General features: G+C 39.6%; 17 protein-coding genes. 8 read left to right on the top strand and 9 right to left on the bottom strand.

What is annotated here, in order from left to right:
- Positions 1–62 precede the first annotated feature (62 nt).
- The gene (locus IQ31_RS01310) at positions 63–935 is read left to right on the top strand and encodes a hypothetical protein (RefSeq protein ID WP_046672928.1); all 873 of its coding nucleotides are present in this window, start codon (positions 63–65) and stop codon (positions 933–935) included.
- 93 nt (positions 936–1,028) lie between these two features.
- Here IQ31_RS01310 and IQ31_RS01305 read toward each other — a convergent pair whose 3' ends face one another.
- Positions 1,029–1,865 (bottom strand): MBL fold metallo-hydrolase, encoded by an 837-nt coding sequence (locus tag IQ31_RS01305; RefSeq protein ID WP_145326875.1) that lies wholly within the window; start codon positions 1,863–1,865, stop codon positions 1,029–1,031.
- Positions 1,866–2,338: 473 nt separating this feature from the next.
- On the opposite strand from IQ31_RS01305, the gene pckA reads away from it, so the two are divergent.
- On the top strand, positions 2,339–3,958 hold the full coding sequence (gene pckA, locus IQ31_RS01300; RefSeq protein ID WP_145326874.1) for a phosphoenolpyruvate carboxykinase (ATP): 1,620 nt from the start codon (positions 2,339–2,341) through the stop codon (positions 3,956–3,958).
- An 82-nt stretch (positions 3,959–4,040) separates the two neighbouring features.
- On the opposite strand, the gene ppk2 is transcribed toward pckA, so the two are convergent.
- The gene (ppk2, locus tag IQ31_RS01295) at positions 4,041–4,850 is read right to left on the bottom strand and encodes a polyphosphate kinase 2 (protein WP_145326873.1); all 810 of its coding nucleotides are present in this window, start codon (positions 4,848–4,850) and stop codon (positions 4,041–4,043) included.
- 556 nt (positions 4,851–5,406) lie between these two features.
- Between ppk2 and IQ31_RS01290 the strand changes: the two genes are divergently transcribed.
- A complete protein-coding gene (locus IQ31_RS01290) occupies positions 5,407–6,582 on the top strand; it encodes an MFS transporter (RefSeq protein WP_120334417.1) in 1,176 nt (391 codons plus the stop codon).
- A 137-nt stretch (positions 6,583–6,719) separates the two neighbouring features.
- Here IQ31_RS01290 and smc read toward each other — a convergent pair whose 3' ends face one another.
- Positions 6,720–10,262: a chromosome segregation protein SMC gene (gene smc / locus IQ31_RS01285; protein ID WP_145326872.1), complete on the bottom strand. Its 3,543-nt coding sequence runs from the start codon at positions 10,260–10,262 to the stop codon at positions 6,720–6,722.
- Positions 10,263–10,331: 69 nt separating this feature from the next.
- Positions 10,332–11,036, bottom strand: a complete 705-nt coding sequence (locus tag IQ31_RS01280) for a DsbA family oxidoreductase (protein ID WP_158638766.1) — start codon at positions 11,034–11,036, stop codon at positions 10,332–10,334.
- Positions 11,037–11,146: 110 nt separating this feature from the next.
- Here IQ31_RS01280 and IQ31_RS01275 point away from each other — a divergent pair, with 110 nt between their 5' ends.
- Positions 11,147–11,962, top strand: coding sequence for a patatin-like phospholipase family protein (locus IQ31_RS01275; protein WP_145326870.1), 816 nt, complete (start codon positions 11,147–11,149; stop codon positions 11,960–11,962).
- Positions 11,963–12,072: 110 nt separating this feature from the next.
- Here IQ31_RS01275 and IQ31_RS01270 read toward each other — a convergent pair whose 3' ends face one another.
- Positions 12,073–12,987, bottom strand: coding sequence for a glycerophosphodiester phosphodiesterase family protein (locus IQ31_RS01270; protein WP_145326869.1), 915 nt, complete (start codon positions 12,985–12,987; stop codon positions 12,073–12,075).
- Between the two features lie 378 nt (positions 12,988–13,365).
- Between IQ31_RS01270 and topA the strand changes: the two genes are divergently transcribed.
- Genes topA through cmk form a run of 3 tightly spaced genes read left to right on the top strand, consistent with a single transcriptional unit; the run spans position 13,366 to position 16,876 of the window.
- Positions 13,366–15,765: a type I DNA topoisomerase gene (gene topA / locus IQ31_RS01265; RefSeq protein WP_145326868.1), complete on the top strand. Its 2,400-nt coding sequence runs from the start codon at positions 13,366–13,368 to the stop codon at positions 15,763–15,765.
- A 2-nt stretch (positions 15,766–15,767) separates the two neighbouring features.
- Positions 15,768–16,181, top strand: a complete 414-nt coding sequence (locus tag IQ31_RS01260) for a hypothetical protein (RefSeq protein WP_046672862.1) — start codon at positions 15,768–15,770, stop codon at positions 16,179–16,181.
- Positions 16,181–16,876, top strand: coding sequence for a (d)CMP kinase (gene cmk, locus IQ31_RS01255; protein WP_075992844.1), 696 nt, complete (start codon positions 16,181–16,183; stop codon positions 16,874–16,876). Before IQ31_RS01260 ends, cmk begins: the two co-directional genes overlap by 1 nt.
- Before the next feature lie 43 nt (positions 16,877–16,919).
- Here the strand turns inward: cmk and IQ31_RS01250 are convergent, their stop codons facing one another.
- The 4 genes from IQ31_RS01250 to IQ31_RS01235 all read right to left on the bottom strand — a co-directional run bounded on the left by IQ31_RS01250 (position 16,920) and on the right by IQ31_RS01235 (position 20,111).
- Positions 16,920–17,213, bottom strand: a complete 294-nt coding sequence (locus IQ31_RS01250) for a hypothetical protein (RefSeq protein WP_075992843.1) — start codon at positions 17,211–17,213, stop codon at positions 16,920–16,922.
- A 162-nt stretch (positions 17,214–17,375) separates the two neighbouring features.
- Positions 17,376–18,575 carry a pyridoxal phosphate-dependent aminotransferase gene (locus IQ31_RS01245; protein ID WP_120334125.1) on the bottom strand — a complete coding sequence of 400 codons (1,200 nt, stop codon included), beginning with the start codon at positions 18,573–18,575 and terminating at the stop codon, positions 17,376–17,378.
- A 97-nt stretch (positions 18,576–18,672) separates the two neighbouring features.
- Complete coding sequence (locus IQ31_RS01240) at positions 18,673–19,047, bottom strand: DUF1573 domain-containing protein (RefSeq protein ID WP_075992841.1); 375 nt, start codon at positions 19,045–19,047, stop codon at positions 18,673–18,675.
- Positions 19,048–19,145: 98 nt separating this feature from the next.
- Positions 19,146–20,111 carry a KpsF/GutQ family sugar-phosphate isomerase gene (locus IQ31_RS01235; RefSeq protein ID WP_145326867.1) on the bottom strand — a complete coding sequence of 322 codons (966 nt, stop codon included), beginning with the start codon at positions 20,109–20,111 and terminating at the stop codon, positions 19,146–19,148.
- 101 nt (positions 20,112–20,212) lie between these two features.
- Here IQ31_RS01235 and recQ point away from each other — a divergent pair, with 101 nt between their 5' ends.
- Positions 20,213–22,402: a DNA helicase RecQ gene (gene recQ / locus IQ31_RS01230; RefSeq protein WP_145326866.1), complete on the top strand. Its 2,190-nt coding sequence runs from the start codon at positions 20,213–20,215 to the stop codon at positions 22,400–22,402.
- Positions 22,403–22,413 lie beyond the last annotated feature (11 nt).

Here is a 22,413-nt window from a genome sequence, read left to right as displayed (position 1 = left end):
TTGATTTTATTTGCTTATAAAATAGAATGCAGGTACTTTTGCCCAACGTTTTTAGCACCGATATGAGAAAAATATTTTTAACGATTGGAGCACTTGCATTAAGTGTTTCTGCCTTATTTGCCCAAGAAAATCCTGAGATAGGAAAAAGCATTTTCAAACCGAAAAATTTGAGAACAGAAAGTAACAAGGGCAAATTCTTCTTCTTTTGGGGGTACAACTTCTCTTCTTACGCAAAATCAGATATTCATTTTACGGGTCCTAATTATGACTTTATACTCCATGATGTAAAAGCGGGTGATAGGCCAACTAAATTTGGTTCGACGTATTTTGATCCAAGCCGGTTAACTATTCCACAATTTAATCTGCACTTTGGTTATTATATCAAAGATAATTATTCAATTTCATTGGGATGGGATCATATGAAATATGTGGTCGATATTCCGCAGCAGGTGAAAATTTCCGGTTTTATCGGTGAAGAAATTTCTAATCCTGGTATCCCGACGGGAAACCGCGCCGGTCAATATAACGGTGAATTGATTACTGTAGACTCTGCTATGCTGACATTTGAGCATACAGATGGTTATAACTTTGCCTCAGTAGGTCTGGAGCGTTATGATGACATCATCAATAATCGCAAAGGTCAACAGGTGCTGACAATGGAATCTGGTGTGGATGTAGGTCTATTGATTCCTCGTTCCGACGTGCATCTTTTTGGCGAAGGGGCCAACCACTTTTGGAACATTGCGGGTTATGGTGCTTCGGCAAAAGTTGGTTTGCACTACCGTTTTTATAAAGGACTCTATCTTCAGGGGAACTTCAAAACGGGCTGGACTGATTTAACAAACATTCGTACAACAGGAAGAAGAGGGGTAGATAAAGCATCCCAACAAATATGGTTTTTTGAGAATTATTGGGCTTTGGGCTTTAGATTCTAAACATATTCATGAAACAAAAAAAGGCTACTTTCAAAGTAGCCTTTTTTGTTTATCCTTTTTCATATCCTATTTGATCTTCTTTAAAAAGACCAGCTAAATCTCGCCTAGTTTGAAAATATCCTTTACCCGGATACCTTTTTCAGTACGTTGAAGTGTACAGCATTCATGTATGGGATCGTGTTCGAAAAATAAGATGTATTCATTATCGACGATCTCATTCCAATAGCTGTTGCGTTCCTCCATGGTCACGAGGGGTCTGACATCATAACCCATAACATAAGGAATGGGAATATGTCCCACCGAAGGCAATAGATCCGCCATATAGAGGATTGTTTTGCCTTTATACTGTATCTGTGGCAACATCATAGCTTCTGTATGGCCGTGTGCATAACGGATAGCGATATTGTTTCCAAAAGGATTTTGATGATCTTCGACAAATTTTAATTGTCCGCTCTCCTGTATCGGTAAAATGTTCTCTTTTAAGAAAGAAGCTTTTTCGCGCGGGTTAGGATCGGTCGCCCAAGACCAATGGTCACTATTGCTCCAAAAATGAGCATTTTTAAAAGCCGGAACCAGCTGTTCACCTTCGCGCACTATAGCGCCGCCGCAATGGTCAAAGTGTAGGTGTGTAAGGATGACATCGGTGATATCGCTTCTGTTAAATCCAATATTTTTTAATGATTTATCCAGCGTTGCATCGCCGTGAAGATAATAATAGCTGAAGAATTTTTCATTCTGTTTGTCTCCCAGTCCTGTATCGACCAGCATTAATCGATTACTGTCCTCGATGAGGAGCAGGCGGTTTCCCCAGGTACACATATTGTTTGAGTCGGCCGGGTTTGTTTTGTTCCAGATACTCTTTGGAACAACGCCAAACATTGCACCGCCATCGAGTTTAAAAAATCCCGTTTCTATAGCATGTAATTTCATTCGCAGATTATGTGTCTTTTAATGGTTATATAGCATATCCAGTTTATTTTAAGCACAAGCAATTATTTGTCAGATAGCATGAAAGCCACCCTGTGCTCTTCCGTGTTCGTGCTACAATTCTAGCTATTTCATCTCTTTATCTTTACTCATGTTAGTCCGTCGGCCTGGACATTGCTGCCACTTTCAACGATCAATGGCTGATGGACGTTACACCTTCTGTTTTTTTACTTTATTAATATTTGTAAAGGTTGGAACAATTTACGAAAAATATGTGATATTTTTTGATAGTGATAAATTGATGTGCTAAAAAAATATGCTAAAAAGTTTATTTTTTTTTACTTGCGTAAGTTGTTGTTAATGAGTGTTTTGTTTTTGTGTTTTTTGTACAATAAGCTTGATTTTTAGATAATTAAGTTTTGTTTTTAGCGAAAAATGCCTTTAAATTTGGGCACATTTTAAAACAAACAAAAAATATGAAAAAGGGTAACATTGGAAACGCGCCTGATTTGAAATATTTAAAAATTGATAGTACAAAAAATGTATTTTATCAATTGCCTGTTTCTGAATTGGTCGAACATGCCTTAGCAAATCACGAAGGTCGACTTTCTGATACGGGAGCACTCGCTGCTGATACGGGAAAATTTACTGGGAGATCGCCAAAAGATCGGTTTCTGGTCGAAGATTCTTTAACAAAAGATAGCGTTTGGTGGGGAGAAATCAATCAACGGATGTCTCCGGCTAATTTTGAAGCACTATTTTCGAAAGTAGCTGCTCACTTAAGTAATAAAATCATCTATGTAAGAGATTGTGCTGCAGGGGCTGACCCAGCTTATCAAATAGATTTGCGTGTTGTTACGGAGACAGCTTATCAAAGTATATTTGCCAATAACCTGTTTCTGCGTCCGGAACCAAATTTGGATGCTCAGCCTGCTTGGTCGATTTTAGCTGCCCCGACGCTGCTTATCGAAGAGCCGCATCAATATGGCATTATCAACGAAAATTTTGTTGCGATTGATTTTACAAAAAAGATAGTTCTGATTGCAGGGACCGGTTATACAGGGGAGATTAAAAAGAGCATTTTTTCAATATTGAACTTTATTTTGCCATTTCAGCATAATGTGCTTTCTATGCACTGTTCGGCGAATACTTCGAAAGAAGGGGAGACTGCTTTGTTTTTTGGACTTTCGGGTACAGGGAAGACGACCTTGTCAGCTGATAGAAATAGAAAGTTGATCGGTGATGACGAGCATGGATGGAGCGAAAAGGGAATATTCAATTTCGAAGGTGGCTGCTATGCCAAATGTGTAGGTTTATCGGAGGACAAAGAGCCTGAGATTTTTCACGCAATTCGTTTTGGGTCTCTGCTTGAAAATGTTGTTTTGGATGAATTTGATCGACCTGATTACAACGATATTAGCAAGACGGAAAATACCCGCGTATCCTATCCAATAGATTTCATGGAAAATGCCGAAATGAGCGGTATTGGTCGTGAACCTGAAAATATTTTTTTCCTGACGGCAGATGCTTTTGGTGTACTTCCTCCCATTTCATTGTTGACCATCGATCAGGCAGTATATCATTTCGTTAGTGGTTATACAGCAAAGGTCGCGGGTACAGAGGTAGGGGTAAAGGAGCCTACAGCAGCATTTTCAACCTGTTTTGGACAGGCATTTTTGCCGCTTCATCCTTCAAAATATGCGGCTTTGCTGCGTTCAAAACTAGAGCAAAATCGCAATATCAAAGTTTGGTTAGTGAACACGGGCTGGATTGCCGGTCCTTACGGAATAGGCAGACGTATTAAGCTAAATTATACGCGATCGCTAATTCGAGCAGCAATAGATGGTTCACTGCTGGAGTCTCACTTCAACAAGCACAATATTTTTGGACTGGAGTATCCAACGAGCTGTGGAGAGCATGTTCCTGCACAAATTTTAGATGCGCGAGGCTTATGGAACAATGACGAGGCTTATGACATGCAGGCAAAACGCCTGGCGAAGCTGTTTATTTCGAATTTTGAAAAATTCAATAATGAGATGCCACCCTCGGTGCACGCAGCAGGACCTAAAATAGAAACTACAGTTCTGGTGTCCTAATTCGTTCTGCCATTATAACAAACAGGAGGAAATACTTTTCCTCCTGTTTGTTATAATTGTACCTTTCCTAATCGACAGACCTTTAATCGTGTTTTGTGACGAAAGAATCTATTTTTTCCTGTTCACTTCCAACAAGAGCATTGATAATAAGTCTGAAGGACGCCAGGCGAGCCTTTTTCTTATTATCTTTCGCGATTTCTAGCCAAGGCGATTTTTTTGTACTTGTCTTTTTAAATAAATCCTCAATATAGCCCGTATATACATCCCATTTCTCCTGTGCCTGCTGGTCTAGCACACCGATTTTCCATTGTTTTAGGATATCTTCTTTTCGCTCTTTTAACCTTTCGGCTTGCTCTTCTTTGCTGACGTTCAGGAATAATTTGATAAGGATGATGCCATCATCGATTAACTGCTTCTCAAATTCAGGGACCTGGTTCATAAACAGCTCATGTTGCTCCTTGGAGCAAAATCCAAATACAGGTTCAACAACAGCTCTGTTATACCAGCTACGGTCAAAAATCACAATTTCGCCGGCATTAGGGAGCTGTTTGATATATCGTTGAAAATACCATTGTCCAGCTTCCTCTTCGGTTGGTTTGGGCAATGCAACAACGCGTACCTTTTTGGGATTTAGATATTGGGTTATGCGGCCTATTGTACCACCTTTACCCGCAGCGTCCCTACCTTCAAAAATAATAAGGACCCGTTTTCCTTTTTCAATGATTTCATATTGAAGCTTTAAGAGCTTGACTTGAAGCTCGTAAAGTTCTTTCTCATAATCGTAAACATCATTGAATTTTTTTATTTCCAGAATGCCATGTTGTTCCAGATAGTTTAAAACATCTTTGTTTTCGTGGATCTTCTGAAGTTCATTTAAATCGTACTCTGCCATATGATATTTATTTATATGTTCGTTTTCCTAAAGTTACTTATTGAATTGTTAAAAAATGTCAAATTTCACATAAATCCGTAAGAGCTGCGTAATAATAAGCTTATGGTTTACGTTTAATAGTCAAAACAGCGAAAGAGGCTGTTTGTATAAATTAGACTTTTCATAAATTTAGGTTAATAATTGGTTAGGTTAGCTCGGAGTTCCCCACTTCGAGCTTTTTTTGTGAACAGGATCGGAGGATCCCTGACAAGAACACGAAAAATTATGGTTTTTGCCACGCTCAAATAGAGTTTAATATTAATCTCTTCTAAACGTTAAAAAATGTTAAATGACTATTCTTGTTATAATGAATTCAAAAATGTGGCGTTTTTATTACAAATACTTTTCATAAAATAGGTTAATATATGGCTAACGAAAGCTCAGAGTTCCCCACTCTGGGCTTTTTATTTTTCAGCTTCCTTTTTTGACTTGCAGACTCTTTTTTTGACTTGAGTCAATGTTTAGCTTTTTGATCCGCGGCATATTTGCACTCGAAATATAGTTAAACAAAAAATTTATGAGTGTAATTTTAGAAAAAGGACAAACAATTGGTTTCTACAAAGCCATAATTCCCATTATTGTATCGGTATTTGGAGTCTATTTGACTATTGGAATTGCTTTGGGGCTACTTCCGAAGTTTGTTGAGGAGAAATTAGGATACGACAGTTTTATTGTTGGTTTGGTTATTGGTTTGCAATCGCTCGCGACACTTCTTACACGCGCTTACTCGGGTAAAATTACCGATACGAAGGGCGCTAAGAAGAGCAAGATGTCGGGCGCTATTTTAGCTGTTCTAGCGGGATCAGCCTATGTTTTAGCTGTTTTTTTTCAATTTAGCAGCGGTACAGCGCTTGCATTGCTTCTTTTTGCCAGGGTAATGCATGGTATTGCAGAAAGTTTTCTGGTCACAGGAGCGCTTACTTGGGGCATCGGGTTGGTTGGACCGGCGCAGTCAGGAAAGGTGATGACCTGGAACGGTATTGCGATGTATGCTGGTATCGCTATCGGCGCCCCTCTAAGTATTTGGTTGGGACGAGTATCCGGAGACCTTTCCGCCTGTTTTCTTATGTTATTATTGCCAATGATGAGCTGGCTAGCCACGGTAAAACTGCCAGCCGTAGCCATTGATAAAGACCATATCCGTACACCGTTTTATAAGGTGATAGGGGCGATTTCTGGACAAGGGCTTAGCCTGGCATTCTCTTCCATGGCATTTGGCTGTATTGCGTCCTTCATTGCCTTGTTCTTCAAGGCAATGAATTGGGGGGAGGCTTCATTGGCGTTTATGGTTTTTGGGACATGTTATGTGTTGACCAGAGTGTTCTTTGCATCATTTCCAGATAGATTTGGCGGTCTTAAAATAGCTTTGATATCATTGTTTATCGAAGTTCTGGGACAAGCGCTGATCTGGACTGCCACATCCAAAATGCTTGCAATAATAGGCTGCGGACTTACAGGTGTAGGGTTTTCCCTGGTATTCCCGGCTTTGGGTGTGCTAGCCATAAAAAAAGTTGCACCGCAGATGCGTGGTACAGCACTTGGAGCTTATGTTGCGTTTGTGGATTTGTCGCTGGGACTGGCAGGACCATTGGCGGGAATGATCGCGGGCTCGTTTGGTTATCAGTCGGTCTATTTATTTGGGGGAATCAGCTGTCTGCTGTCTATCCTTATATTGATCTGCAACAGGAAATAAGCTTACGGAAATTCACAGCATGTTGCAGCAAAGAATTTCATTAAAGGCGAGAGGAAATTAAATTGATCTGTATAAATAAGACGGACCGGGTGTAGATCCCCTGAGTCCGTCTTATTTATTGTGTATTTCGTTGCTCACTAAGCAACTTCTCTTAGATCTACTGCAACTACACGGGATACACCTTGTTCAACCATGGTTACGCCATAGATGATGTCTGTACTTGCTATCGTTTTTTTATTGTGTGAGACCACGATAAATTGTGAATTCTTGGAAAAATCCCGGATAATATTATTGAATTTATCAATATTAGTATCATCCAACGGAGCGTCCACCTCATCGAATATACAAAAAGGTGCCGGTTTAGAAAGATAGAGTGAGAATAACAAGGCTGTTGAAGTCAAGGTCTTTTCACCACCCGAAAGCTGATTGATAGACAGCGGTCTTTTCCCTTTTGGTCTTGCAATAATGTCGATGTCTGAATCCAGCGGATTGCTTGGGTCTGTGAGCACCAGGTCGCAGCTGTCTTCTTCGTTAAATAGCGAACGGAATACCTTGACGAAGTTATTCCTTACGGCATCGAATGTAAACATAAACTGAACTTGAGCGGTATCGTCAATTTCTTTTATTGTTGCCATCAATGAGCCTTTTGCTTCGATTAAATCAGCTTTCTCTTTGTTAATGAAATCATAGCGTTCATTCATCTCGTCAAAAGCCTCTTTTGCCATTAGATTGATCGTTCCAAATTCATCAAGCTGTTTCTTGAGTTTACTGCATTTGGTTGCCAATGTCGTCTGATCTTCTGTGATCTCAGGCACATCTTCACGGTCAATCAGGTCTTTCAGTTCAACGTTGAATTCAACAGAAAGACGTTCTTTCAAGGCATTGAGGTCGATCTGAAGACCCGTTTTTTTATCTTTGATCTCTGAAACAAGAAAGTCACTCTGTTCTTTTGAACGACGCTGCTGTGTCAGAGCATCTTCGAGGTTATTGATTTTCTGCTTATCTGCATAGTAGCCGTCTTCCAATTCTTTGAGACCATCTTCCAGGGCGATCTTCTGCTCATACATCGCAATAAGATCCTGATCTTCTTCATCTTCAAATGGAATGGTTGTTCTTAAAGCTTCCTGCACTTCAACTAATTCTGCACTGTTTCGCTCCACACGGATTTCGTGATCATCTTTCTGCGTCTCTCTAAATTCGAGATCTTTTGTGATATTGGAAACTTTGTTTAACTGTTGATGGTAAGCGATATTCTCTTGATTGTATGCGGTTGATTTTTCGTTAAGTACCTCAGATATTTCATGGAACTGATCTTGTAAAGTCGATAATTCGGCTATACTCTGTTCTTTTTCCAGACGGAGCTCCTGAAGCTGTGGCTCCGCAATTTTTAAATCCGATTCTATACCTTCAATTTTCTCCTGAATATCTTTTTTACGGGCCTGGGAGTTATTGATGAAGGCTTGGTATTGCTCTTGCTTTGTTTTGACGGTAATTAATTCATTATTCAGTCTATTGAGCTGAAAGCGCAGCTCATCGATTAACTCTTTCTGTGAATTACCACGCAGTGCATCCAAACGAGCTGTTTCGGCCGTTATTTTATCTTCAAGTTTTGCTATTTCCTGATTTAAGGTTTTGATCTCTTGGGATAGCACTTCCAGATTTTTCGCTCTTCCGATACGTTTGCCCTCAAATAATCCCACTGAACCACCCGAAAGGCCTAAATGATGTTTCGAATAACGTCCATTTTTTTGTAGAATCACCTGTCCTAGAGCAGGTAGCTTTTCATCCAGCTCCTTTTCATTTTCATGTTTAAGGATGAAGACTTGCTGGAGCAGCATCGTACATAAAGCCTTGTACTTTTCGTCTACGTTAATCACATCTAACGCAGACATCAAATTGTCATTTGGTGCGGGGGCAGCGCTTGGGGAATCTACTATGGCATCTAAAACAAAGAAATTAGCTCTTCCTTTTGCTGCATCGCTCAATAGTTGGATAGCCTGAACGGCATCTTGTTGTGTTTCGACAACATAATGGTTCATAATAGGCTCTAGGTAGTTCTCAATAGCCACACGGTAATCTTCCTGACAGAAAAGGACATCTGATAGGAGTGGGGGCTGCTTTTTCCAGCCTGCATTTTTCTTGAGGAAGCGAATGGAATCGGGGAAACCTTCTAAATTATCAACAAGGGATTTCGTGAGGTTGTATTCGTTTTGTTTGGCATCTACCAGGCGGAGATCTTTGGCAAGCTGGGCCTTAAATTCCTCGAGGTTTGCCTGGCACTGATTAATCTGTCCTTGGAGCTCTTCTTCCTGCTGGTTTGCTGAATCGTACTGTAGCTGCTGTGCTTCTACACGGCCTTCCAATTCCATAACAGAGGAATTGAACTGCTGCAATTCGGCTTCTTTTGCTTCTGTATCTACACTATTGCGAACAGATTCTTGCAGAAGAGCTTCTTTCTGAATTGTGAATACCGCAAGATCTTTTTCTAATTTGTATATTTTTGCCTGTAATTCAGCATTGCTCTTATTAAAAATATCGAGCTTTCCCTTTGCAGATTGTTGCTGTCCTCTCAATTCGTCGACTTCGGTTTTATCCGATTCAAGATTTGTTTTTAACGAATCGAGTTTATTTTGCTCATCAAACAATTCCTCATTCAGTCGTTTGATGGTGTAGAGGACATGGTTAAGCTGTTGTTTATCGCTGTTGATATCGAGGTTCAGTCGGTTTTCTTTATCTTGAAGATTTTTGACTTTTTCGTTTTTGATCTTCTTTTCCGATTCATAACCTCGGATTTTATTGACAAATTCCTGTGTTGTCTTTTGCTGTACCGAAAGGTTTTTTTCCTGTTCCAAATTTGTCTGGCGGAGTATTTGGAGTTCAGTTTCCGCGTTCAGAATATTTTGCTGTGCATTGACGGCATCTTTTTGAACCTTGGATTCTTGTGTCTGAAGTCTTTCTAATTCGGTCGAAAAATCAGCAATTCTATAATAAGCCAAATCTATACTTCTCTGGCGGTATTCTGCTTTAAGGGAGGTATATTTTTCAGCTTTTTTAGCTTGATTTTCTAATGATTTGAGATTCTTTGTGATTTCGTAAAGCAAGTCATCAACACGGGAAAGATCGGCTTCAGTATCTCTCAGCTTTGCTAAAGTTTGTTTTTTACGAACTTTATACTTAGAGATTCCGGATGCTTCTTCAAAGAGGTTGCGACGTGAATTATCTTTGTTGTTGATAATTTCATCAATCATTTTCAATTCGATGATCGAATAACTGTCGGCACCAACTCCGGTATCCAGGAACAGATCCGTGATATCTTTTAAACGACATTTGACATCATTCAATCGATATTCACTATCGCCGTTGCGAAACAGCTTACGGGTGACCGTCACTGTAGAGAATTCCGTTGGTAAAATATTATTGTTGTTGTTGAAGGTCAGCGAAACCTCTGCAAGGTTTGCCGGCTTTCTATTTTTCGTTCCATTGAAGATAATATTTTCCATTTTATCGGAGCGAAGCATCTTTGTACTTTGTTCCCCCAGTACCCAGCGTATGGCGTCGACCACATTGGACTTTCCGCATCCATTGGGACCGACAATCGCTGTGACACCATCATTGAAGTTGATCGTGATCTTGTCTCCGAAACTCTTAAATCCTTTAATTTCTAGTTTGGTTAACTGCATTTATACCAAATTTGTTTGTCGTTATAAGCTTGCGAAAATAGTAAAATTAAACAATAATTTTTTCTTTCTTTATTCACATTTTCCTGTTTCAGGATCACATGAAGGGCCTTCTTCGCCTCTGCGTTCAAGAGGTGCAGGCTGACCGGCCAGGCATTCATTTATTGTATTGTGAAAGACTTCCATGGGCTGTGCTCCGGGGATAGCGTATTTTCTGTCAAATACAAAGAAAGGAACACCTCGGAGTCCTAAGCTGACACCTTCTTGGATATCCTGTGCAACATCATAAGCAAATTCATCCGATTCCAATAAGTTTTTTACATCCTGAGCGGAAAGCTGCTCTTTCGTTGCGATAGTGACGAGAACCTCATTGTTATTTACATCGAGACCATCGGTGAAATGAGCCTTAAATAAGGCTTTTTTGATCTGAGTGCCTTTTTGCTGCGCCTGGGAAAAATGGATCAGACGATGAGCTTTTTTTGTATTTACAACGATTGCTTTTTCAAAATTCAGGTCAATACCCAGCTCTTTTCCCTGCGCACTGAGCTGTGAAGTCATTGCAACAACATCGTCCATGCTCATGCCTTTCGTTTGAACGAGGTAATCGTAGGTTGGCATTGCCGGAGCATCTTCGGGATAGTCGGGGTTAAGCTGATACGATTTCCAGATGATTTCAGCGGCTGGCTTACTTGCGGTTTGTTGAAGAGCCAATTCAAGCTTTGTCAAGCCAATATAACAAAATGGACAAATAATGTCCGACCAAATTTCTATTTTCATATTTCTTTTTTTACTGCGTATATTGTAATCAAAAATACATATAATAACGATGATTATCTGTTTACATTGTTGCTTGGATGTAAACAAGTGTTTCATGTACTTGTATAATTATGTTGGAGAAAGCTTTTTTGAATCGTAAAGTTACCCTTGTCCTGGGCGGAGGTGGTGCAAGAGGTCTTGTGCATATTGGTATTATTCGAAGGCTTGAAGAGCTGGGCTTTGAAATCGATGAGGTGGTAGGTTGTTCAATAGGAGCACTTGTCGGTGGTATTTATGCGCAGGGGAAGATGGATGTTCTCGAAGATTGGATGCAGCGCCTGACGAAGAAATCGGTCTTTAATATGATGGATTTTAGCTGGAAGGGACTAGGAATGATGAAGGGGGTCAAGGTGTTTAACGCCTTGAAATCTGTGATCCCCGATGCTAATATAGAGACTTTTCCAATTTTGTTTAAAGCCGTTGCGACAGATCTAAACTACGAAAAGGAGGTTGTGCTGGATTTTGGGAGTATGTATGATGCCATTCGGGCTTCGATTGCAATTCCAGCTGTATTTACAGCGGTAGAGGAGGAGAACCATGTGTACGTTGACGGTGGTGTACTGAATCCATTGCCCATAAATCATGTAACCAAGAAAGAGAATTTAATCATTGCTGTCAATCTGGAATCTAAACCGGATAAACAATATTCTGTTATCAAAAAACTGGATCCGAAGACTTCGAATTCCTTGGATATTCTACAAGCCTCGTACTATGTGATGCGCAGGAAAATGAGCCGTATGATTGTTGATTTATACCATCCCGATGTGGTGGTGGATATTCCCTATAATATCTGTAACCTTTGGGATTATCACCGCTCTGAATTTTTGGTTCAAAAGGGACGGGAATATATTGAAAAAGCATTAAAAAACAAAACCAAAGCAAAGTAGTTGAGGCGATTAACGAACTGCTTTGCTTTGGTGTGGCTTGGTTTCTCCTGGCATTGAGATGAACTAGAACTCAATTTTTTTCATTCTAAGCGAAACAAGCAAGGTGTTTGTTAAAACAAATTGGGGTAATCGCTAATAATTCCATCAACCTTTACAGCCTTCAGCTGTTCTATCTCGTCCTTTGTATTGACTGTCCATGGAATAACCTTGATATCGGCTTTGTGGCACTGTGCAATAAAATCGCGTGTAGCTATTTTATAGTGCGGACTTATAATAAAAGGTGTAAAGCCCAAAGCTGCAATTGTTTGCTCAACGCTTTTGGTATAGTTTGCATCAATAAGATAAGAAACTTTGATTTGAGGATATGCTTTGTGCAGATATTTAATAGCTCTACTATCAAACGATTGGATGACGGTTCGTGAAGCAATTTTCTTATCAGTGATCACCTGCACCATAAGGTCCACAAATTCTTCTACCCTTGGATGGAAAATACCATCTTTATCTTCCTTACTCTTCACTTCGATATTATAAAACATCGGCGCTTTCCTTTTTACACTTGCGTAGGCTTCAGTACTGTCAATAAGGTCTGATAGTTTTGCTATACGCGTAACCTGTTTTTTCTGTTCAGGAAACTCTTTATAAAATTTCGATCCGATATCGTATTTAATCAGCTCTTTATAAAGCATATCATAAATTCTCAGCGGTTTATCTTTGTCAGAAATTTCGGAGCCATTGGGTTTCAGTACAAATTTTGGGTTAAGATAATCGTCGTGAAAGACAACAACCTTACGATCTTTGGTAATGTGGCAATCCATTTCCAGTGTGGTCACCTTTGCCAGATCTATTGCATTTTTCATGGCAGCGATAGACTCTTCAGGATATAGGCCGCGGCCGCCGCGATGTGCTTCCAGACTAAGTTTAGGGAAATTGCCTGAATTTGATTTTGCTGAATCTTTCATAACTGAACAAGATACAAATGGTAATAACGTGCCCCAAAAGGCAATTCTGAGAAGACTTCTTTTCATTATTAAAATATTTAAACAAAATAGGGGAGTTGTTATATATTGCCCTTTTGAATAAGCGAATATACATATATATTTTACTTATACGTATTTTAACTGTTTCGAATATTTGATTTTGCAACTTTATGAAGGTTGATTCGAAACCGAATAAAGTTAAATGAATTTGTTTTTGTCTGAAATAGACGGAAACAAAGTGGTTGGAGTGGCAAATTCGCTTGATCTGACAGCGTTTCTGTGTCGAGCTCAACTCCGTTGCGCGGTCCTTTGTCCTTGGATAAATTTCTTTATTGTTGACATGAAATCTATTTTTTTTGTCTTTTTTGCAAGAAATTATTGTCATTCCTTTCAGAATTCCCTTTATTTGCACAAATCTCAAATTAGATGGCGAAAAATTTATTGATAGTTGAGTCTCCAGCGAAAGCGAAAACGATAGAAGGGTATTTAGGAAAGGATTTTTTGGTCAAGTCAAGTTATGGACATATTCGCGACTTGGTGAAAACCGATGATGCAATTGATACCGAAAAGAATTTTGAACAAAAGTATGAAGTTCCCTCCGACAAAAAGGCGGTTGTAAGTGAACTGAAGAAATTGGCTAAAGCTGCAGAAACCGTTTGGTTAGCGTCCGATGAGGACCGCGAAGGAGAGGCTATTTCATGGCACTTATTTGAGACTTTGGGATTAAAAGATGAAAGTACAAAAAGGATTGTGTTTCATGAGATTACGAAGCCAGCTATTCTGAAGGCTATTGACAATCCGCGTAAAATAGATTATAACTTAGTAAATGCACAACAAGCGCGAAGAGTTCTAGATCGATTAGTCGGTTTTGAATTATCTCCGGTTCTATGGAAAAAGGTGAAGCCTTCCTTATCTGCTGGTCGGGTGCAGTCTGTTGCAGTTCGTCTGATTGTAGATCGTGAGCGTGAAATCAATAAATTTGAACCCGAAGCGGCTTTTAAGATCGTTGCTTTTTTTCATACGGGAAAAGTTAAAGATAGTTTTAAAGCCGAACTTCCGCAGCGTTTTGCAACAGAAGCAGAGGCGACCAAATTTTTGGAAGATTGTAAAGCAGCGCTGTTTTCAGTAAAAAATCTAGAAACAAAACCTGCAAAGCGTTCACCAGCGGCGCCATTTACCACATCAACATTACAGCAGGAAGCAAGTAGAAAGCTTGGATTTTCGGTTGCCCGCACCATGCAGGTGGCGCAAAGGCTGTATGAATCAGGACGAATTACCTATATGCGTACCGATTCTGTTAATTTGAGTGATACGGCGATTGAGGCTGCTGAAAAGGAAATCAAATCGGCTTACGGCAATCAGTACCATAAACTCAGAAAATATAAAACAAAAACATCGGGTGCTCAAGAAGCACACGAAGCTATTCGTCCTACTTATTTCTCTGAGCACACCATTGATGGGGATGCATCCGAAAAAAGATTATATGAGCTTATTTGGAAAAGAGCAATTGCTTCCCAAATGAGTGAGGCGGAGTTTGAACGTACATTGGCAAAGATCGACATCTCAACCCGTACCGAAGATTTGAATGCGTCAGGAGAGGTTATGAAATTTGATGGGTTCTTGAAAGTTTACATGGAATCCTTGGATGACGATCAAGACAACGCGATGGACGAAGATAGTGACAATGCTATTCTTCCACCGTTAGCCATTGGTATGCCATTGACTTTGAAAAACATGTCGGCAACGGAGCGCTTTACACGACCTCCAGCACGTTATACGGAAGCTGCTTTGGTGAAAAAATTGGAGGAATTGGGAATTGGCCGTCCTTCAACCTACGCCCCTACGATTTCAACTATTCAAAACCGCGGTTATGTTATAAAGGAAGAGCGTGAAGGTAAATCGCGCGATTACCGTGTACTGACATTAAAGGATGCCGAATTAACAGCGGTAACAAAAACCGAAATAACCGGTGCCGAAAAAGGAAAAATGTTTCCAACGGATATCGGTGTTGTGGTGAATGACTTTTTGGTTGAACACTTCAACGGTATTGTGGATTTTCATTTTACGGCCAACGTAGAAAAAGAATTTGACGATATTGCGCATGGACTGACCGAATGGACAAAAATGTTGCATGATTTCTATGGACCTTTTCATTCCGAAGTAGAAGATACTTTAGTAAATGCAGATCGTGCGAATAATGAGCGTGAGCTCGGTGTGGATCCAGTTTCCGGAAAGCCCGTTTCGGTTCGTATTGGTAAGTTCGGCCCATTGGTACAGATTGGTTCTCCCGACGATGAAGAAAAACCTCGTTTTGCGTCCTTGCGGAAGGGCCAAATGATCGAAACCATTACTTTTGAGGATGCCATGGAATTGTTCAAATTACCGAAAAAAGTCGGTTTATTTGAAGATAAAGAAATGACTGTCGCGGTTGGACGATTTGGACCTTATATACGTCACAATTCATCGTTTTACTCCTTACCAAAAGGTGTTGATCCTTTGGATGTAACAGAAGAAGAGGCGATACAGATTATCAAAGACAAACGTCAGAAAGATATCGAGAAAGTGATTCGGGTTTTTGATGAAAATCCAGATGCTCAAATCGAGCAGGGACGCTGGGGACCATTTATTCGATTTGGTAAGCAAAATCTGAAAATCCCTAAGGGAACCGAGATTGAAAAAATCACGTATGCGGATGTGCTGAAATGGGCTGAGGCGGATGCTCCGAAAGGAAAAGCGACCAAAGCAAAAACAACAGAAAAGAAAACTGTAGCAAAAAAAGCTACAGCAAAGAAGGCTCCAGCTAAAAAAACTACAAAGTCTAAATAAGGATGAAAGCAGATTTGCCTGAAAATATTGTCAAAGATATTATGATCGCCGTTGTTTTGGAAGGTGAGACGGTGGAGACAAAAAATTGGACTGTCTATGTGATCAATGACAAGAACATTGCCATTCAGAATGTGCTGATCAGCTCAAAAGGTTATGGCGAAAAGGATGGCCGACAAGTAACAACAACAACTTTGCGTCATTTTATTGGAAATATAGAAGCTAAATCTTTCGATCGTGTTGAAGCGATTGACGAACAGGTATTCGGGCTGACAAATGAATATTGGTTGAGTTTTTATATTGATAATATTATTTACGATAAAAAATATATCTTTTTACCCGAAAGCATTGTGGATGGTAACCTGACTAAGGTTCCTTTGGTCAATCGTCCCGGTGTAATCATAGGAGGAAACGAATAATGAGTGGACGTCACAATTTTATTATCGCCATAGATGGTTTTTCCTCCTGCGGTAAAAGTACCCTCGCAAAGGCCTTGGCAAAAAAACTGAAGTTTGCCTTTATTGACAGTGGAGCTATGTATAGGGCCGTCACACTCTATTTTATCCGGCATGAGATAGCGCTGGATGATCAAGAAGCGATCGAAAATGCACTGAAAGATATCCACATTGATTTTATCCCAAATGCAATAAAAACAGAAATTCATCTAAATGATGAGGATATCTCGGAAGAGATCCGTCAGATGTATATTTCTGATAAAGTCAGCGATGTGAGTGCAATCAAAGCTGTTCGGGTTGCTATGGTTGCCCAGCAGCAAAAATTGGGTAGCAGACGAAATATTATTATGGATGGCCGTGATATTGGTACTACTGTTTTTCCAGATGCTGATCTGAAAATTTTTATGACGGCAGACCCTAAAGTACGTGCCGCGAGGCGTTATCTGGAGTTGACGGAAAAAGGAGAGGACGTGACTTTAGAAGAAGTCGTGGAGAATCTTTCTACACGTGACCGTATCGACAGTACGCGTGCGGAAAGTCCATTACGGCAAGCCGAAGACGCTATTGTTTTGGACAATTCAAATCTGACACCAGAACAACAGCTTCATTTTGTTGAAGAAGAATATTTAAAAGCTAGGGCTGCAAAAGCACAATCATAAAACAAAAAGGAGGCCGACTATTTAGTCGGCCTCCTTTTTTTAGCTATTTTACACTATTGATCTGCTGCTGTTCCAATAGTTTTCCAACGTTGTTTTTCTCTCCGAATTCTGCTGTCTGCTCTTGAAAAGACTCCAGAAGAGCTTTGATAGCATCTGAATTATCTGCTGTACGCTGATAGATATCGGGAATTGTTTTTTCAATATTCTTATCGCCGAGTTCAATGTTATCAACTTCGATTTTGCCTATTTTTTCCAAAACAGCTTGTTGACTATTTCTGACATCTTCTAATTCTCTTGCTATTTTTTCCATCAATTGGAATTTCTTCAATTTATCCATATGAAATCGTTTTGGTTACTATAATAAGAACAAGATGCCTCGAAAGTTTGTTTTGTTTTTTTTAAAAATGCAAATAGAAGAGGAGTTTGTGGGAAGGAACTACAAAAAAGAAAAAGGCGGAACATGCCTGTCCCACCTTTCATAAGTCCTGTTATTTTGTTATTAATTTGTACGTCCCGGATACACTTGAAGAGCTTTCTCTAGGCAAACCAATGCTTTATTAAGATCATCTTGATTAAGCACATAGGCAAGGCGTACTTCATTTACACCAGCACCCTCCGTACTGTAAAAACCCGTAGCGGGAGCCATCATTACTGTTTCGTTATTGTAAGAGAACTCTTCCAACATCCATTGGCAGAATTTATCAGCATTGTCAATCGGTAGTTTGGCAACGACGTAAAATGCACCACCTGGGTTAGGAGAGTAAACTCCTTCAATGGCGTTAAGTCCTTTCACGAGGGTATCTCTTCTTGCTGTGTATTCTTTGGATACTGCTTCAAAGTAACTGTCTGGTGTATCAACAGCAGCCTCACCCGCAATTTGACCTTCCAGCGAAGGGCTTAAGCGAGCTTGCGCAAATTTCAGTGCAGTCTGATATAGCTCTTTATTTTTGGTAATGATACATCCAATACGCGCACCACAAGCAGAGTAACGTTTTGATACTGTATCAAAAATAACCACATTATTTTCGAGACCTTCTAAATGCATTGGTGAGATAAACTCTCTGCCATCGTAACAAAATTCACGGTAGGCCTCATCTGAGAAAAGGTAAAGATCATATTTTAGACAAAGTTCACGAAGAGCTTCGAGTTCTTCTCTGGAGTAAAGGTAACCCGTCGGGTTATTTGGATTACAGATGCAGATCGCTTTGGTTTTAGGGGTAATTACTTTTTCAAATTCAGCGATAGAAGGTAATGCAAATCCACTTTCAATATAGGACATGATTGGTTTGATTACAACATCAGAGGAACACGCAAAACCATTGTAATTTGCATAAAATGGCTCTGGAATGATAATCTCTTCTCCTTCATTTAAACAGGCTTGCATAGCGATCATAATCGCTTCTGAACCGCCATTCGTTACTAATATATCTGTTGGCTCAATATTATAATTTAGCTTATTATAATATTCTGCTAACTTATTTCGATAAGAGGCTGTACCTTCAGAAGGTGTATAGGCCCACACTTTGAACTGTATATTTTTCAAAGCATTAAGCATCACTTCAGGTGTTTGGATATCAGGTTGTCCGATATTGAGGTGGTATATCTTTTTACCTTCTTTTTTTGCTTGATCAGCATATGGCGTCAGCTTTCTAATAGGCGACGCAGGCATATTCAGCCCTTTTTCTGATATTACTGGCATTATAGTTTTTTTAAAATTAGTAGTGCAAAGCTAACCAAAATAAAACGAAAAAAGCCACATGATTATGTGGCTTTTTTCGTTTTATTTACGAGCATTGTTATTCTACAATGCCCTTAATATATAGCGTTTTTACAGGAGTCTTGGTGTTCGACTGTACGGTGAAACTCTTTGTGAATGGAGCTTTTGCCGCCGCATTGTAAGTTACTTTGATCGTTCCGCTTTCGCCTGGTTTAATTGGTGTTTTCGTAAATTCTGCTACAGAACATCCGCAGGTAGGCACAACATTTGAAATGATAATTGGCTCACTGCCTGTGTTTGAAAACTTGAAATTATACGAAACGGGCGTACCGGCCGGAATTTTGCCAAAATCATGGGTTTCTTTTTCGAATTTAAATTCCCCTTGTCCTGTCTGCATCGAAGAAAAACCTATAAAGGAAATGATCACTGCTAAGATTGTTATATACTTTTTCATGCTTCTAAAATATTACTTTACGATTAAAATAGTACAACTGATATGCCAAATTTAATATTTATTGCCAATTTATTGTACATCTAACAACTTTATTACAGTTATATTATACCTTCTTTCAATAGATCCTGTATGTGGATAACACCAGCATAATTCCCTTTGTCGGAAACCAGTAGTTGTGTGATGTTATTTTCACGCATAATATGGAGAGCATTGGCTGCCAATTCATTTTTGTCGATGATTTTTGGTGATTTTCCCATGATATCGGCGGCAGTAATTGCCGCTAAATTGGTGTGTTTCTCCAGCATACGACGGATATCACCGTCTGTGATGATGCCGAGTATGCGGTCAGCAGCCAACACCGCTACAGCTCCCAGTCTAAACTGTGTTATGGTGATGATGATATCACTTACAGTGGCTTGCGGTTGGACACTAGGTTTGCCGTTCTGATCGGATAGATCGCCGACTCTTAAGTACAGTTTTTTTCCTAATGCTCCTCCTGGGTGGTATTTTGCAAAATCTTTATCCGTGAAATCGCGGCACTCTTGTAAAACGACAGCAAGCGCATCGCCCATGGCTAGCTGAGCAGTTGTACTTGAAGTCGGCGCAAGGTTGTTAGGACAAGCTTCTTTCTCAACGGTGGTATTTAAAATATAGTCTGCATTTTTAGCGAGATAGGATTCCGTATTTCCGACCAAAGCAACCAAAACATTCTTTGTCTGTTTTAAAAAGGGGACAAGTACTTTAATCTCAGGTGTATTACCACTTTTAGAGATCGCAATAATTAAATCATTTTGTTGGATAATACCAAGGTCTCCGTGGATAGCGTCAGCTGCATGCATAAAGATCGATGGTGTGCCTGTCGAATTTAGCGTTGCAACTATCTTTTGAGCGATAATGGCACTTTTGCCGATTCCAGTTACAATGACGCGGCCCTGTAAATTTAGAATACGATCGACAACGGTAACAAAATCATCATCAATATATTGAGCTAAAGCAGCTACCGCCTTGGCTTCTTCTTGAATAGCTTGAATAGCTATATTTTTTATTTCGTAGTTGTTTTTCACAAAAAATACTCTTACTTTTATGTATTAGAATAGATTGCAAAAATAGATTATTTTTCAAGATTATTTCTTCATTTATCTATCTTATTTTTGCCCAAGGCGCAATGGAAATAGAAAAATCACTTTTCGACAATTTACAAGATTTTTTTGGTTTTGATACTTTTAAAGGGGATCAAGAGGCAATTATAACTAGTATTCTTCAACGAAGAGATACTTTTGTAATAATGCCAACCGGAGGAGGAAAATCAATTTGCTACCAGCTTCCTGCTCTTATGAGTGAGGGAACTGCAATTGTTATTTCTCCGCTGATTGCTTTAATGAAAAACCAGGTAGATCAGCTTCGTGCATTCGGTGGCGAAGATAGTATCGCTCATTTTTTAAATTCATCATTGAATAAGAGCGAAATTACAAAGGTTAAGGATGATGTACTCGCCGGGAAGACCAAATTGCTGTATGTAGCTCCAGAATCCCTTGCCAAGCAAGATAATTTGGAATTCTTACATCAGATTACCGTGTCTTTCGTAGCGGTTGACGAAGCGCATTGTATTTCGGAATGGGGGCACGATTTCAGACCAGAATATCGTAAAATACGCCAGGTAATCAACGAAATAGGTGCCAATATCCCTGTTATCGCTCTTACGGCGACTGCTACTCCTAAAGTTCAGTCGGATATCCGTAAAAATTTACAGATGAATGATGCTGTTTTATTTAAATCATCATTTAATCGAAGCAATTTGTATTACGAGGTGCGGCCCAAAAAGGATGTTGTTAAGGAGATTGTTCGTTTTATCAAAACCAAATCGGGTAAGACCGGTATTGTCTATTGTTTGAGCCGTAAAAAGGTAGAAGAAATCAGTGAGGTTTTGAACCTAAATGGCATCAAAGCCTTACCTTACCATGCGGGATTGGACGCTAAAACAAGAGCTGATACACAGGATAAATTTTTGATGGAGGATGTGGAAGTGATTGTTGCTACCATCGCTTTCGGTATGGGAATAGACAAACCTGACGTTCGTTATGTCATTCACCATGATATTCCTAAATCCATGGAGGGTTACTATCAGGAAACTGGACGTGCTGGACGTGATGGGGGGGATGGTTATTGTTTGGCTTTTTACTCGGAAAAAGATGTTGAAAAGCTGACCAAGTTTATGAAAGATAAACCTGTGGCCGAACGCGAGATCGGTACACAGATCTTAAAAGAGGTTATTGATTATTCGGAGTCTGCAGTATGTCGTCGTAAACAAATTCTTCATTATTTTGGAGAAAATTTTGACGAGCAGGGCTGTAATAATATGTGCGACAACTGCCGCTCGGAGAAAGAATATTTTGAGGCCGAAGACTCCTTGAAAAATGTACTGGGTTTCATTCAGGAGCAGGGCGAGAAATTTGATGATCATCACGTGATCAACGTCATGATGGGTCAAAATAATCAACCCGTATCTTCCTATAAACATGATGAACATCGTCTTTTCGGAACGGGTAAAGAGAAAGGTGTTATTTATTGGAAATCTTTGCTGAGACAGGCTGCGCTTGACAACTTTATCGAAAAAGATATTGATCACTATGGCCTTTTAAAATTGACAGATATTGGCCGTCATTATCTAGATAACCCTTATCAACTAAAATTTGTTTTGAATCGTCCAATAGAAGGAGGAGATAGCACAAATTCGGAAGATACAGGCCACGGCACAGGAGCCTTAGATACCGTCTTGTTGGGAATGCTTAAAGACCTACGCAAGAAAATTGCAAAAGGGAAGTCATTGCCTCCATTTGTCATCTTTCAAGATCCTTCGCTGGAAGAAATGTGTACACATTATCCAATTGCCATCGATGAGTTGAAACAGATCCAGGGAGTAGGGAATGGTAAAGCGATTAAATTTGGCGCACCATTTATTGCCTTGATCAAAGACTACGTTGAGGAAAATGAAATCGATAGACCCGTGGATCTTGTCATTAAAAGTACAGCAAATAAATCGGCATTAAAGGTATCTATTATTCAAAATATCGATCGTAAAATAGCATTGGATGATATTGCTTCAGCTAAGGGGATAACTTATGAGGAAATATTGAAGGAAATAGAAACGATTGTAAATGCGGGCACAAAAATCAATATCAATTATTTTATTGACGAGATTATTGATGAGGATCGCCAGGATGAGGTATATGACTATTTTAAGACAGCGGAGACTGATTCAATTAATGATGCGCTTAAAGAACTTGGAGGGGATGATTACAGTTATGAAGATCTCCAATTGATGCGAATCAAATTTTTATCAGAGCTTGGCAATTAATATTTTTATAA

The sequence above is a fragment of the Sphingobacterium siyangense genome (assembly GCF_007830445.1).
Taxonomy (GTDB): Bacteria; Bacteroidota; Bacteroidia; order Sphingobacteriales; family Sphingobacteriaceae; genus Sphingobacterium; species Sphingobacterium siyangense.
This window is presented reverse-complemented; position numbering and strand designations above follow the sequence as displayed.

Excerpts from the sequence above, each read along its gene's own strand:
- IQ31_RS01310 (WP_046672928.1), top strand. The coding sequence starts at position 63 with ATGAGAAAAATATTTTTAACGATTGGAGCACTTGCATTAAGTGTTTCT.
- IQ31_RS01305 (WP_145326875.1), bottom strand. The coding sequence starts at position 1,865 with ATGAAATTACATGCTATAGAAACGGGATTTTTTAAACTCGATGGCGGT.
- pckA (WP_145326874.1), top strand. The coding sequence starts at position 2,339 with ATGAAAAAGGGTAACATTGGAAACGCGCCTGATTTGAAATATTTAAAA.
- ppk2 (WP_145326873.1), bottom strand. The coding sequence starts at position 4,850 with ATGGCAGAGTACGATTTAAATGAACTTCAGAAGATCCACGAAAACAAA.
- IQ31_RS01290 (WP_120334417.1), top strand. The coding sequence starts at position 5,407 with ATGAGTGTAATTTTAGAAAAAGGACAAACAATTGGTTTCTACAAAGCC.
- smc (WP_145326872.1), bottom strand. The coding sequence starts at position 10,262 with ATGCAGTTAACCAAACTAGAAATTAAAGGATTTAAGAGTTTCGGAGAC.
- IQ31_RS01280 (WP_158638766.1), bottom strand. The coding sequence starts at position 11,036 with ATGAAAATAGAAATTTGGTCGGACATTATTTGTCCATTTTGTTATATT.
- IQ31_RS01275 (WP_145326870.1), top strand. The coding sequence starts at position 11,147 with ATGTTGGAGAAAGCTTTTTTGAATCGTAAAGTTACCCTTGTCCTGGGC.
- IQ31_RS01270 (WP_145326869.1), bottom strand. The coding sequence starts at position 12,987 with ATGAAAAGAAGTCTTCTCAGAATTGCCTTTTGGGGCACGTTATTACCA.
- topA (WP_145326868.1), top strand. The coding sequence starts at position 13,366 with ATGGCGAAAAATTTATTGATAGTTGAGTCTCCAGCGAAAGCGAAAACG.
- IQ31_RS01260 (WP_046672862.1), top strand. The coding sequence starts at position 15,768 with ATGAAAGCAGATTTGCCTGAAAATATTGTCAAAGATATTATGATCGCC.
- cmk (WP_075992844.1), top strand. The coding sequence starts at position 16,181 with ATGAGTGGACGTCACAATTTTATTATCGCCATAGATGGTTTTTCCTCC.
- IQ31_RS01250 (WP_075992843.1), bottom strand. The coding sequence starts at position 17,213 with ATGGATAAATTGAAGAAATTCCAATTGATGGAAAAAATAGCAAGAGAA.
- IQ31_RS01245 (WP_120334125.1), bottom strand. The coding sequence starts at position 18,575 with ATGCCAGTAATATCAGAAAAAGGGCTGAATATGCCTGCGTCGCCTATT.
- IQ31_RS01240 (WP_075992841.1), bottom strand. The coding sequence starts at position 19,047 with ATGAAAAAGTATATAACAATCTTAGCAGTGATCATTTCCTTTATAGGT.
- recQ (WP_145326866.1), top strand. The coding sequence starts at position 20,213 with ATGGAAATAGAAAAATCACTTTTCGACAATTTACAAGATTTTTTTGGT.